The organism is Novosphingobium sp. BL-A-41-Hi4A-0G (assembly GCF_055521735.1).
The window spans coordinates 3,152,362-3,164,886 of the sequence record NZ_CM145501.1 but is presented as its reverse complement, the minus strand read 5'-3'; the positions used below and the strand labels follow the sequence as shown (position 1 = coordinate 3,164,886).

Here is a 12,525-nt window from a genome sequence, read left to right as displayed (position 1 = left end):
CAGCTATCCCTCGCGATGGTAGGGATGGCCAGCAAGAATGCTGGTTGCCCGCCAGAGCTGTTCGGCCAGCATCGCGCGGGCCATCATGTGCGGCCAGGTGGCCTTGCCGAAAGCGATCAGGAGATCGGCGGAATCACGCAAAGGGTCATCATGGCCGTCCGCCGCACCGATCAGGAACCGCGTCTCGCGCACGCCATCGTCGCGCCAACGCCCGAGGATCGCGGCAAACTCGCTGGAGGTGAGTTGCTTGCCCCGCTCATCAAGCGCCACGGTGCGCGATGGGGTTTGCGAGGGTTGCGGGACAGTGCCGCCCCGATCAGGCAGTTCGCTGACCTTCCAGCCCCACGAAATGCGCTTGGCATAGCGCTCGACCAGCTCCGCCTCGGGCGAACGGCCGATCTTTCCGCGAGCGATGACGTGGAGCAGCATGGGGCTGGTCTAGCCGGGAATCGGCGACAAGAGAATCCCTTGGCGAAAAAGCAGCGGCACCAGTCCGCTCCCCCGGTACGATCACCTCACCGGGTAGGCTCTGGGTGGTCGGGCCGGGGAGTGGGCCAAAAACAGAAAGCCGCGCCGCAAGCCCTTGGCGGATGCCAAGGGCGTACCGCAAGTTACGCCGCGCCCGCGTCTCCGAAGGCCCACATGCGTTCGAGGTTGTAGAACGTGCGCACTTCCGGGCGGAACAGGTGGACGACGACGTCACCGGCATCGATCAGCACCCAGTCAGCTGCGGGCAAGCCCTCGATCCGCACGTGGCCAAAGCCGCCTTGCTTGATCCGCTCGGCCAGCTTCTGCGCCATCGAGGCGACCTGACGGGTCGAGCGGCCCGAGGCGATCACCATGTAATCGGCCACAGAGCTTTTGCCCTCGAGCGGGATCGAAACGACCTCCTGCGCCTGATCATCGTCAAGCGACTGCAGCACGAGATCGTGCAGCGCGGCGGGCGTGTAGGGGGTCTTTTGGGCTGTGTCGGCCTTGGCCGACAGCGGTTGAACGCTGGTCATGTCGCGCGAAATGGCCTCCGTGGCTCAAGAGTCAAGGAATAACGGTTGGAACGCGCAAGAGTTTCACCTCTCCACCCCATGGTGGAAGGGCAGCAAAGGCATTGCGCGGTCAGGATTTTCCTCGCTTTACAATCGATCCTTTTACCTGACGATGCGTGACGGCATCGCGCAGGACCGCAGCGGACATGCGGTGCGACCAATCAGGATCATCGGCGCGAATCGCGCTGGCGGACCGATGGTCAGGATCGAAGCGAAGAATGGTCAGCGCCGGAGCGCTCCGCATTGCGCCGGAAACAAACTGTCCGGGCCGCTGACGCCAGCGGCGCAGCCAGGCCATGGCAGGACTTGCCAAGGCAGCCGAATCATAACCCGGACGCGCGATCACCGCAATCGGCATCTCGCGCGCGATCTGTCGCCAGTGTTTCCACTTGTGGAACTGGGCAAGGTTGTCCGCGCCCATCAGCCAGATGAACCGCCGCCGAGGGTATCGATGCCTGATCGCGCGCAGTGCGTCGACGGTGAAGCGCGTTCCGAGTTCGCGCTCGATTGCCGTCGCGCGGATCGGCGCATTGCGGCTCATCGCCATGGCTGATGCCATTCGCGCTTCGAGCGGGGCCATACCCTCCACCGGCTTGAGCACGTTGCCGGGCGAGACCAGCCACCACACTTCATCAAGCCCGAGCGCCTCGATCGCAAACAGCGTGACCCGGCGATGGCCGCCGTGCGCAGGATTGAAGCTGCCGCCGAACAGGCCGGTCAGGGGAGCCGCAGGCGCTTTCAGGGGCGGACCTGCCCCGAACCGCGCACCAGCCACTTGTAGGTGGTGAGACCTTCGAGCGCGACCGGACCACGAGCATGCAGGCGGCCCGTAGCAATGCCGATCTCCGCGCCGAGGCCGAACTCGCCACCGTCAGCAAACTGGCTTGAGGCGTTATGCATGACGATCGCGCTGTCGACCTCGGTGAGGAAGCGGTCAGCCACGGCCTGGTCCTCGGTCACGATGGCGTCCGTATGGCCCGAGGCGTGGGCCGAGACATGGGCAAGCGCTTCATCAAGGCCATCGACCACGGCAACCGAAAGGATCGCGTCGAGATATTCGGTGTCCCAGTCGTTAGCGGCGACCGGCACGATGCGAGGATCGATGGCGCGGGCGCGGGCATCGCCACGCAATTCGCACCCGGCATCGAGCAGCGGTTCGACGAGACCGTGCGGATCGGGATAGGTCGCGTCGATCAGCAGCGTTTCCATCGCCCCGCAAATGCCGGTGCGGCGCATCTTGGCGTTGAGCACGATGGCCTTGGCCATGGCAGGATTGGCAGCGGCGTGGACGAACGTGTGGTTGATGCCATCGAGGTGGGCCAGCACCGGCACGCGGGCATCGGCCTGCACGCGGGCGACGAGGCTCTTGCCACCGCGAGGCACGATCATGTCGATCAGCCCGGCAGCCGCCAGCATCGCGCCGACAGCGGCACGGTCCTGCGTAGGCATGAGTTGCACCGCCTCGGCGGGAACGCCGCCTTCAACGAGTCCTGAAACCAGCGCCTTGTGGATCGCCCGGTTTGAATGAACCGCCTCGGACCCGCCGCGCAGGATCGTGGCGTTGCCCGAGCGCACGCAGAGCGCGGCGGCATCGGCGGTCACGTTGGGGCGGCTTTCGTAGATGATCCCGATGACGCCCACAGGAATGCGCAGGCGCTGCAGGACCATTCCGTTGGGACGCGCGGCCTCGGAGATCACTTCCCCGACCGGGTCGGCAAGGCTGGCCACCTGCTCCACCGCATCGGCAATACCAGCAAGCCGCTCGGGCGTTAGCTGCAACCGGTCGAGCAGTGCGCCGGTCAGGCCGTTGGTCTCGCCATTGGCCATGTCGCGGGCGTTTGCCGCCAGAATGTCAGCCTCAGCCGCGCGCAGGGCTGCTGCGGCGAGCTTGAGCGCATGTTCCTTGGCTGGCGAATCCATCCGCGCCAGAACGCGCTGGGCTGCGCGGGAAGAACGGGCGAGACCTTCGACAAGATCGGTCACGGATTCGGGCTGGGACACGGATGCAGTAGACATGCGATGCGCCCTAGCACCGGGGGCAAGGCCTGTCATCCAGATGGATTACGGCGCAAGCGCTTCGGAGAATGGTGCACATGCGGCAATGCGGTGCATCACAAGAATGCAAACGATTCATCGGGGGACTCACACGACTCGGCGCACTTGGCGGGATTCCGATTCGCCAGCCGGGAACCCGGCGGCTAGTCCGCGCCGCGACGGGAACTGGATTAACCAAGCCACACGAATAACGACTCGGGGGTCGCCTGCCTGTGCCATCCATAAAGCCTGCCCGCTTTGCGGCTGTGCCAGCCTTGGCTGATGCGATAGCGCGCGTCCGCGTCTGGTTCCCCGAACGCGAATTCTTCATGCGCTCGCAAGGGCAGGTCCGGTTCATCCGCATTTCCTCGCGCCTGCAGATGACTGTGGCGGGAGCCGTTGCCGGGGCCATGCTGCTCTGGCTCGTGGTCATGGCGGCAACGCTGATTTCCCAATTCACCGCATCGCGCGACCGCGCCGAATTGCTTGAGCGCGAAGCCGCCGTTGCATCGGCAGAAAGCCGCGTTGCGAAGTATCGTGGCGGGCTGGAAGGCGTGGCGGACGATCTCAACCGCCGTCAGGACTTCATCGAGAAGGCCATCGAAGGGACGATCGGCGAACTGCCCAAGGACCTCCCGCAAGGCACAGTGTCTGACAGCAGTGGCGAGGCGAGCAAGACCGTCCGCAAGATTTCAATGGAATTGCCTGAGGCGAAGGGCCTCGCCGAAGTCGAAGCACGCCAACTGGCCTTTATCGAGCGACTGACCCGCTTTGCCGATGCGCGGTCGGCCCAGGCCGAGACGGCAATCCGCCGCGTCGGGCTCAACCCCGCGATGCTGCGCGCCTCGGCCCGCGAAGGCCAGGCCAAAAACGGAATGGGCGGCCCGCTGATCCGCCTGTTCACCGGCAGCGACGACACGGTCGATCCGCGCTTTGCCCGCCTCGGCGCGAGCCTCGAGCGCATGGCCGCACTGGAAAAGGGCCTTCGCCGCATCCCCAACACGCTGCCCGCGAGCCTCGAATACATCTCTAGCGGCTTCGGCTATCGTTCCGACCCGTTCACCGGTGGCCCTGCGTTCCACGCAGGCCTCGATTTCCGCGGTCCGGTGGGCGCTCCGATCTATGCCGCAGCAGCAGGGACGGTCAGCTTTGTCGGTCAGCGGCAGGGTTATGGCAACGTCGTCGAAGTCAGCCATGGCAACGGCCTGATGACGCGCTATGCGCATATGTCGCGTACCGAAGCGCGCTTTGGCCAGAAGGTCGAGGCCGGCAGCGAGATCGGCAAGATCGGCAATACCGGGCGCTCCACGGGCCCACATCTCCATTTCGAAGTGCGGATCAACGACCGTCCGGTCAACCCGCGCCCGTTCCTTGAGGCAAACAGGCATGTTCAGGAAATCCGCGCCGGAAGCACCGCGCACACCAACGGGGAGTAACACGACGATGGCCGCGACCTTCTCCGTTCTGGGTCCCGATGTTGCCGTAAAGGGCGATCTTTCGGCCAGTGCAGATCTGCACATCGACGGCACGGTCGAGGGCGACATCACCTGCGTCGCGCTCGTTCAGGGCGAGAAGAGCACGGTGACCGGCGCGATCAAGGCGCAGAGCGCGCGGCTTTCGGGCACGGTCCACGGCTCCATCGAGGCGGGCGAACTGGTGATCCTCAAGACCGCGCGCATTCATGGCGACGTGTCTTATGACGCGCTGACGATCGAACAGGGCGCGCAGGTCGATGGCCGCTTTGCCCATCGCGTCCATGCGGGCGAAGAGCCCTCGCTCACGCTGGTCAGCTGAGGGGTTCCAAAACAAAACTTGCCGATTCGCCATTCCCGTCTTACATCGACCCCGTTCAAGGCCGCTCCGCAAGGGGCGGCCCTTATTGTATCCGCTTTTCAGGTGACCCGCATTTGCGGCGTCCCTCTTCCGGGAGATTGTCCGTGAGCACCCAGCCCACGTATCCGCTGATGCCGCACGCCACCGCGTCGTGGCTCGTCGACAATACCGCACTCACGTTCGAGCAGATCGCCGAGTTCTGCGGGCTGCACATCCTTGAAGTGCAGGCGATGGCCGATGATCTGGCCGGCCAGAAGTACACCGGGCGCGATCCGATCCACTCGGGCGAACTCAACCAGGCCGAGATCGACAAGGGTCAGGCAAACCCCGAATACAAGCTCAAGATGCAGCGCGCGCCGATCTCGGTCAGCCGCACCAAGGGGCCGCGCTACACGCCGGTCTCGAAGCGTCAGGACAAGCCCGACGGCATCGCCTGGATCCTGCGCAACCATCCGGAAGTTTCGGACGCGCAGATCGGCAAGCTGATCGGCACCACCCGCACCACCATCGCCGCGATCCGCGATCGCAGCCACTGGAACATCGGCAACATCAATCCGAAGGACCCGGTGACGCTCGGCCTGTGCTCGCAGCGCGAACTGGATTCGCTGGTGGCCAAGGCGGCGAAGAAGGCGGGTATCGAGGACAACGGCGAAGCCGCCCTGCGCCTCGGCACCGACCGCGAGGCCCTGATCGAGGAGCTGCGCGCCGAGCGCGACGCCTCGGCCAAGGCCGCATCGGAAGCCGCGCAGGAAGCCGAAGCCGCCGCCTGGCTCGCCGCCCGCCGCGCCGAGGGTTTATCGGACAGCTGAGGCTGGGGTTATTGCTGGAATGAAAAGGCCGCCCTTGCGAAGGGGCGGCTTTTTTCTTGGCTATCGCCAATTCCCACCCCCAACCCCTCCCGCTTGCGGGAGGGGGGATGACGGCACTGCGCTTTTACTCCCCTCCCGCAGGCGGGAGGGGCTGGGGGTGGGCATCGCGCGCAGCGCGACTATCGACTGCAGCCTAAACCGCCAGCACGATCTTCCCGATATGGCTGCCCTTCTCCATCCGCGCGTGAGCAGCGGCGGCTTCCGCCAGCGGGAAAGTCTGGTCCATGATCGGGCGCAACTCGCCTGCGGCGACCAGTGGCCAGACCGTCTCGCGGATCTCGGAGGCGAGCGCCGCCTTGAACGCCTTCGAGCGCGGGCGCAGGGTCGAGCCCGTCAGCGTGATGCGGCGGCGCATGATTTCGGCCATGTTCAGTTCGGCCTTGAGACCGCCCTGCACCGCGATGGTGACGTGGCGCCCGTCATCGGCCAGGCACTTGATATTGCGCGCCACGTAGTCGCCCGCGACCATGTCGAGCACCATGTCTACGCCCCGGCCTTCGGTGATGCGCCCGACTTGCTCGACGAAATCGCTGGCCTTGTAGTCGATCGCATGGGCCGCCCCGATCGCCAGCGCCTGCGCGCACTTTTCCGCGCCGCCGCAGGTGACGATGACCTTCACGTCGAACAGCTTGCCCAGCAGCACCGCCATCGAGCCGATCCCGCTGGTGCCGCCGTGGACGAGGATCGTCTCGCCCGGCGCCGCCATCCCGCGCTCGAACACGTTGTGCCAGACGGTAAACAGCGTTTCCGGAATGGCCGCAGCCTCTACCAGTGAGAGGCCGGTGGGGACCTGCAGGCACTGCGCGGCCTCTGCAATGCAGTATTGCGCATAACCGCCGCCGGCGACCAGCGCACAGACCATTGTACCGGTAAACGGCCAGGTCACGCCTTCGCCCATAGCGACGATCTGACCCGAAATCTCCAGTCCCGGCAGGGGCGAGGCATCGGGCGGCGGCGGATAGAAGCCCTGCCGCTGGATCACGTCGGGCCGGTTGACGCCCGCAAACGCAACCTTGACCAGCACCTGACCCGGCCCCGGCACCGGCACCGCAACCTGTTCGGGGCGAAGCACGTCCGGTCCGCCGGGAGCATCCCAGCCGATTGCCGTCATTGTTGCAGGAATGCCGCTCATCCGATGCCCTTGTTGCTACCGAATACCAATTTGCGTCTGGCTAGCCCACGCAGGGCGTTGACAGCAAGGCATTGCAGTGCACAAACTGACCGCAATGGACCTAGACGAGCGCCCTCGCCCGAAAGGGGATCTGGCCAGCCAGCTGGCAACGGAGCTGCTCGACCCCTATTCGCACGATGAACTGAACGAGCGCATCCGCCTGCTCGAGCTGGAGATCATGCGCACCGTGGCGCATCGCGACAAGGCCAGCGCCCATCGCGCCGCCGCCGAAGCCCTGTTCGGAAAGCCCCCGCCTTCAGGTGAAGCGGGATGATGTGCGACGCCCTTCCTTTTGCCGGAGGGCGTCCCCATATCGCCGTATATGATGATGTCTTCAGGGCATCTGTCTTCACCCTCACACGTGGTTTAGCCACAGTTAATAACGCGTGTGCACTCTCCCCTTCAGGGAACCCATCGGCGCCAGCCAGAAAGTAGCCGCAACATGCCCAGTTTCGCCCAGAGCCTCGAGAAAACGCTGCACACCGCGCTCGCCAATGCATCCGAGCGCAGCCACGAGTACGCGACTCTCGAGCATCTCCTGCTGGCCCTGATCGACGATCCGGATGCGGCGCAGGTCATGCAGGCCTGCGGCGTGGACCTTGGCGATCTGGGTGACGTGGTGCGCCAGTACCTCGATCAGGAATACCAGTCGCTCAAGACGCAGGAAAAGGCCGATCCGCAGCCGACCGCCGGGTTCCAGCGGGTGATCCAGCGCGCCATCCTTCACGTGCAGTCCTCGGGCAAGGACACCGTGACCGGAGCGAACGTGCTGGTCGCGCTGTTTTCCGAACGCGATTCCTACGCGGTCTATTTCCTCCAGCAGCAGGACATGAGCCGCCTGGATGCCGTCAGCTTCATCAGCCACGGCATCGGCAAGGGCGGCCGTCAGGTCGAGGGCCGCACGCCCAAGGGCGCGGAGGAAGAGGCACCCAAGCAGCAGGAAGAGAAGGCCGACGCCAAGGGCCAGAAGAAGGAAACCGCGCTCGACCAGTTCTGCGTCAACCTCAACGAGAAGGCGCTGAACGGCAAGGTCGATCCGCTGATCGGGCGTGGCCCCGAAGTGGACCGCACGATCCAGATCCTGTGCCGCCGCTCCAAGAACAACCCGCTCTATGTGGGCGATCCGGGCGTGGGCAAGACGGCGATTGCCGAAGGCCTTGCGCGCAAGATCGTCGAGGGCGACGTTCCCGAAGTGCTGTCCGAGGCGGTGATCTACTCACTGGACATGGGCAGCTTGCTCGCCGGTACGCGCTATCGCGGTGACTTCGAGGAACGCCTCAAGCAGGTCGTTTCCGAACTCGAGAAGATGCCGCACGCGGTGCTTTTCATCGACGAGATCCACACCGTGATCGGTGCCGGTGCCACCAGCGGCGGCGCGATGGATGCTTCGAACCTGCTCAAGCCCGCGCTTTCGGGCGGGACGATCCGCTGCATCGGCTCGACCACTTACAAGGAGTTCCGCAACCACTTCGAAAAGGACCGCGCCCTGCTGCGCCGGTTCCAGAAGATCGACGTGAACGAGCCGACCATCGAGGACACGATCAAGATCCTTCGCGGCCTTCGCACCGCGTTCGAGGAACACCACAAGGTCAAGTACACCCCCGATGCGATCAAGACCGCGGTCGAACTGTCGGCGCGCTACATCAATGACCGCAAGTTGCCCGACAAGGCGATCGACGTGATCGACGAAGTGGGCGCGATGCAGATGCTGGTGCCGCCTTCGAAGCGCAAGAAGACCATCACCGCGCGCGAGATCGAGCAGGTCATCGCGACGATGGCGCGCATCCCGCCCAAGTCGGTGTCGAGCGACGACAAGAAGGTGCTCGAACATCTCGACCGCGACCTGAAGCGTCTGGTGTTCGGTCAGGACAAGGCCATCGAGGTGCTGTCCTCGGCGATGAAGCTCAGCCGCGCTGGCCTGCGCGATGCAGACAAGCCGATCGGCTCGTTCCTGTTCTCCGGCCCCACCGGCGTCGGCAAGACCGAAGTCGCGCGCAGCCTTGCCCAGATCATGGGCATCCCGCTGCAGCGCTTCGACATGTCGGAATACATGGAGCGGCACTCGGTCTCGCGCCTGATCGGTGCGCCTCCGGGCTATGTCGGCTTCGATCAAGGCGGTCTGCTCACCGACGCCATCGACCAGCAGCCGCACTGCGTCCTGCTGCTCGACGAAATCGAGAAGGCCCATCCTGACCTGTTCAACATCCTGCTGCAGGTGATGGACAACGGGCGGCTGACCGACCACCACGGCAAGACCGTCGACTTCCGCAACGTGGTCCTGATCATGACCACCAACGCGGGCGCCTCGGACATGGCGCGGCAGGGGATCGGCTTTGGCGACGTGTCGAAGGCCGACGCGGGCGATGAGGCGGTGAAGAAGATGTTCACGCCTGAATTCCGCAACCGTCTCGATGCGATCGTGCCGTTCAGCTACCTGCCGACCGAAGTCGTCAGCCGCGTGGTAGACAAGTTCATCCTGCAGCTCGAACTCCAGCTGGCTGAACAGAACGTCCACATCCAGTTCGATGCCGACGCGCGCAGCTGGCTGGCCAGGAAGGGCTATGACAAGCTCTATGGCGCCCGCCCGATGGCCCGCCTGATCCAGGAAAAGGTCAAGAAACCGCTCGCCGAGGAACTGCTGTTCGGCAAGCTGGCCAATGGCGGCGAGGTCCACGTCAGCCTGAAGGAGGATGCGCTCTCCTTCGAGCTGACCCCGGCCGCACCCAAGCTGGTCAAGAAAAAGGCGAAGAAGGGCAAGGCGGGCTCCGCCGCGACTGAAGAGCCGAGCGCCGACGAAGCCGAGTAAGCTTCTTCCTCGCGCAAGAGATCAAGGCCTGCCCCATCAGGGGTGGGCCTTTTTCTTTTTCGGAAGGGGTTTCCCGCAGAGATGCAAAGTTGCGCAGCGCAACTTCACGGCACGAAGGGCACTGGAACCCAAAGGCCGAACCGTCCATTTCACGATGATGGCGCTGCACTTCTCCTGGCTGAGACCCGAACCGCACGGGCTTTACGTTGCCCCCGCCGATGCGTGGATCGACCCGGCGCGGGCGGTGGATACGGCGCTGGTCACGCACGGCCACGCCGATCACGCACGCGGTGGGCATGGGCTCACCATCGCCACGCCCGAGACGCTGGCGATCATGGCGCTGCGCTATGGCGTACTGGAAACGGCCGCGACGCCTGTGGCCTATGGCGAGACGGTGCGGCTGAAAGGTGGTGTCAGCGCAACTTACGTCCCGGCAGGCCATGTCCTCGGTTCGGCACAGATCCTGCTCGAACATGCGGGTGAGCGTGTGGTCGTGACCGGCGACTACAAGCGCCGCGCCGATCTTACCTGCCCGCCGTTTGCGGTGACGCCCTGCGATGTCTTCGTGACCGAGGCGACCTTTGGCCTACCGGTGTTCCGCCATCCGCCGATTGCCGACGAAATGGCCAAGCTTCTCGCCGCGCGCGAGAATGACGCTGGGCGGTGCGTGCTGGTCGGGGCCTATGCGTTGGGCAAGGCGCAGCGGGTAATCGCGGAGCTTCGCGCCGCCGGGTATCATGAGACGATCTGGCTGCACGGCGCGATGGAGCGGATGTGCAGGCTCTATGAGGAGCACGGCGTCGATCTTGGCGATCTGAGGCAGGTGGCAGGGGTGGCAAAGGCGGCGCTGGAAAACGCCATCGTGGTCTGCCCGCCCTCTGCACTCAATGATCGCTGGAGCAGGCGCCTGCCCGATCCGGTCACCGCCATGGCGTCAGGCTGGATGCGCGTGCGGCAGCGGGCGCGGCAACGCGGCGTCGAACTGCCGCTGATCATCTCCGACCATGCCGACTGGGACGAGCTGACCCAGACCATCGCGCAAGTAAACCCGTCCGAAACGTGGGTCACCCATGGCCGCGAGGAAGCGCTGTTGCGCTGGTGCGAACTGACCCAGCGCAAGGCCCGCGCGCTGGCGCTGGTGGGGTATGAGGATGAGGACGACTGATGGAGCGCTTCGCCGCCCTGCTCGATGCGCTCGTGCTCACCCCATCGCGCAATGCCAAACTGGGGCTGCTGGCCGACTACTTGCGCGAAACACCCGATCCGGACCGGGGCTGGGCGCTGGCCGCACTGACCGACGGGCTGGACTTTCCGGCAGTGAAGGCCAGCCTGATCCGCAGCCTGATGGCCGAGCGGGTCGATCCCGTGCTGTGGACGCTCAGCCGCGATTACGTGGGCGATACTGCCGAGACGGCAAGCCTGCTCTGGCCGGAACCTGTGGGTGTTCAACATCCCACGCCGACTGTCGCCGAAGTGGTCGATACACTGCACGCCACCACACGCAGCACCGCGCCTGCCGTCGTGGCAGAGCTCATGGACCGTCTTGACGTCAATGGTCGCTATGCTTTTCTGAAGCTTGCGACTGGCGCCATGCGCATCGGCATCTCCGCAAGGCTGGCGAAAGTGGCATTTGCCCAAGCCTTCGACGTCAGCGTGGAAGACGTCGAGGAGTACTGGCACGGGCAGGCCCCGCCCTACATTCCGCTGTTCGACTGGGCGGCAAATGGTGCGGCCCCGCCGCGAACCGATCTGCTGCCGTTGTTCCGGCCGTTCATGCTCGCCCATCCGTTGGAGGCGGAAAGCCTCGACCTGTCGGAATTCGCGGCGGAGTGGAAGTGGGACGGGATTCGCGTGCAGATCGTCCACGTTGCGGGCGAAACGCGCGTCTATTCGCGCGGTGGCGACGACATCTCGGGGACATTCCCGGAAGTGACCGCCGCGCTGACAATCCCTTGCGTGCTCGATGGCGAATTGCTCGTGCGTGGAGCACATCAGGGTGGCGAGATCGGGGGGGCGGCGAGTTTCAATGCGCTCCAACAGCGCCTGGGCCGCAAGACGGTGTCGAAGGCAATGCTCGCCGATTATCCCGCCTTCGTGCGCCTCTACGATCTGCTGATCGACGAGGGCGAGGACTTGCGCGAGTGGGCGTGGGAGCAGCGGCGGGCACGGCTCGAAGCGCTGGTGCCGCGCCTCGACTCGAGTCGGTTCGACCTCTCACAAGTGATCGCGGCCAAGGACTTCGATGATCTCGCCGAGATCCGTGCGCGGGCGCGGGATGACGCCATCGAAGGCGTCATGTTGAAGCGGCGCGATTCGCCTTATGTGGCGGGGCGGCGGACCGGGCTGTGGTACAAGTGGAAGCGCGATCCGCTGCTGATCGATTGCGTGCTGATGTACGCGCAAAGGGGCAGCGGCAAGCGCTCATCTTTCTATTCCGATTTCACCTTCGGCTGCTGGAACGGCGATCCCGATGCGGGCGCGGAACTGCTGCCGGTGGGCAAGGCCTACTTCGGCTTCACCGACGAGGAACTGAAGTTCCTCGACCGCCACGTCCGTCAGCACACGATCGCCAAGTTCGGCCCGGTGCGCGAGACCGACAAGTCGCTGGTATTCGAGGTGGCGTTCGATTCGGTCCATGCCAGCAAGCGCCACAAGTCGGGCGTCGCCATGCGCTTCCCCCGCATCAGCCGCATCCGCACCGACAAGCCAGCGCATGAAGCGGATCGGCTGGAGACGCTCAAAGGTCTGATTGCGGACTGAGCTTTCACG

The 12,525-nt window shown here is 64.9% G+C and carries 12 protein-coding genes; 7 read left to right on the top strand and 5 right to left on the bottom strand.

Translation table 11 applies throughout. The annotated features are described in order from the left end of the window. Positions 1 to 3: 3 nt before the first annotated feature. The 4 genes from ACZ1JX_RS15340 to ACZ1JX_RS15325 form a co-directional block, all read right to left on the bottom strand. On the bottom strand, positions 4 to 429 hold the full coding sequence (locus tag ACZ1JX_RS15340) for a 23S rRNA (pseudouridine(1915)-N(3))-methyltransferase RlmH (RefSeq protein ID WP_465124379.1): 426 nt from the start codon (positions 427 to 429) through the stop codon (positions 4 to 6). 182 nt (positions 430 to 611) lie between these two features. Beyond that, complete coding sequence (gene rsfS, locus ACZ1JX_RS15335) at positions 612 to 1,004, bottom strand: ribosome silencing factor (protein ID WP_465124378.1); 393 nt, start codon at positions 1,002 to 1,004, stop codon at positions 612 to 614. 109 nt (positions 1,005 to 1,113) lie between these two features. Next, on the bottom strand, positions 1,114 to 1,818 hold the full coding sequence (locus ACZ1JX_RS15330; protein WP_465124377.1) for a nicotinate-nucleotide adenylyltransferase: 705 nt from the start codon (positions 1,816 to 1,818) through the stop codon (positions 1,114 to 1,116). Then, positions 1,782 to 3,059 (bottom strand): glutamate-5-semialdehyde dehydrogenase, encoded by a 1,278-nt coding sequence (locus ACZ1JX_RS15325; RefSeq protein ID WP_465124376.1) that lies wholly within the window; start codon positions 3,057 to 3,059, stop codon positions 1,782 to 1,784. Before ACZ1JX_RS15325 ends, ACZ1JX_RS15330 begins: the two co-directional genes overlap by 37 nt. A 293-nt stretch (positions 3,060 to 3,352) precedes the next feature. On the opposite strand from ACZ1JX_RS15325, the gene ACZ1JX_RS15320 reads away from it, so the two are divergent. The 3 genes from ACZ1JX_RS15320 to ACZ1JX_RS15310 all read left to right on the top strand — a co-directional run bounded on the left by ACZ1JX_RS15320 (position 3,353) and on the right by ACZ1JX_RS15310 (position 5,719). Continuing rightward, the gene (locus tag ACZ1JX_RS15320) at positions 3,353 to 4,513 is read left to right on the top strand and encodes a M23 family metallopeptidase (RefSeq protein WP_465124375.1); all 1,161 of its coding nucleotides are present in this window, start codon (positions 3,353 to 3,355) and stop codon (positions 4,511 to 4,513) included. Between the two features lie 7 nt (positions 4,514 to 4,520). Further along, positions 4,521 to 4,871 carry a bactofilin family protein gene (locus ACZ1JX_RS15315; protein ID WP_465124374.1) on the top strand — a complete coding sequence of 117 codons (351 nt, stop codon included), beginning with the start codon at positions 4,521 to 4,523 and terminating at the stop codon, positions 4,869 to 4,871. A 143-nt stretch (positions 4,872 to 5,014) separates the two neighbouring features. Further along, on the top strand, positions 5,015 to 5,719 hold the full coding sequence (locus ACZ1JX_RS15310) for a DUF1013 domain-containing protein (RefSeq protein WP_465124373.1): 705 nt from the start codon (positions 5,015 to 5,017) through the stop codon (positions 5,717 to 5,719). Between the two features lie 193 nt (positions 5,720 to 5,912). Here ACZ1JX_RS15310 and ACZ1JX_RS15305 read toward each other — a convergent pair whose 3' ends face one another. Next, entirely contained in the window at positions 5,913 to 6,890 is a 978-nt protein-coding gene (locus ACZ1JX_RS15305) for an NAD(P)H-quinone oxidoreductase (RefSeq protein WP_465124372.1), read from the bottom strand. A gap of 97 nt (positions 6,891 to 6,987) precedes the next feature. On the opposite strand from ACZ1JX_RS15305, the gene ACZ1JX_RS15300 reads away from it, so the two are divergent. The 4 genes from ACZ1JX_RS15300 (at position 6,988) to ACZ1JX_RS15285 (ending at position 12,516) form a co-directional block, all read left to right on the top strand. Next, positions 6,988 to 7,224, top strand: a complete 237-nt coding sequence (locus ACZ1JX_RS15300) for a DUF1192 family protein (RefSeq protein WP_338113535.1) — start codon at positions 6,988 to 6,990, stop codon at positions 7,222 to 7,224. A 168-nt stretch (positions 7,225 to 7,392) separates the two neighbouring features. After that, on the top strand, positions 7,393 to 9,756 hold the full coding sequence (clpA, locus tag ACZ1JX_RS15295; protein ID WP_465124371.1) for an ATP-dependent Clp protease ATP-binding subunit ClpA: 2,364 nt from the start codon (positions 7,393 to 7,395) through the stop codon (positions 9,754 to 9,756). A gap of 154 nt (positions 9,757 to 9,910) precedes the next feature. Then, entirely contained in the window at positions 9,911 to 10,921 is a 1,011-nt protein-coding gene (locus ACZ1JX_RS15290; RefSeq protein WP_465124370.1) for a ligase-associated DNA damage response exonuclease, read from the top strand. After that, positions 10,921 to 12,516 carry a cisplatin damage response ATP-dependent DNA ligase gene (locus ACZ1JX_RS15285; RefSeq protein WP_465124369.1) on the top strand — a complete coding sequence of 532 codons (1,596 nt, stop codon included), beginning with the start codon at positions 10,921 to 10,923 and terminating at the stop codon, positions 12,514 to 12,516. The genes ACZ1JX_RS15290 and ACZ1JX_RS15285 overlap by 1 nt, the downstream gene beginning before the upstream one ends. The last annotated feature ends 9 nt before the right edge of the window (positions 12,517 to 12,525 follow it).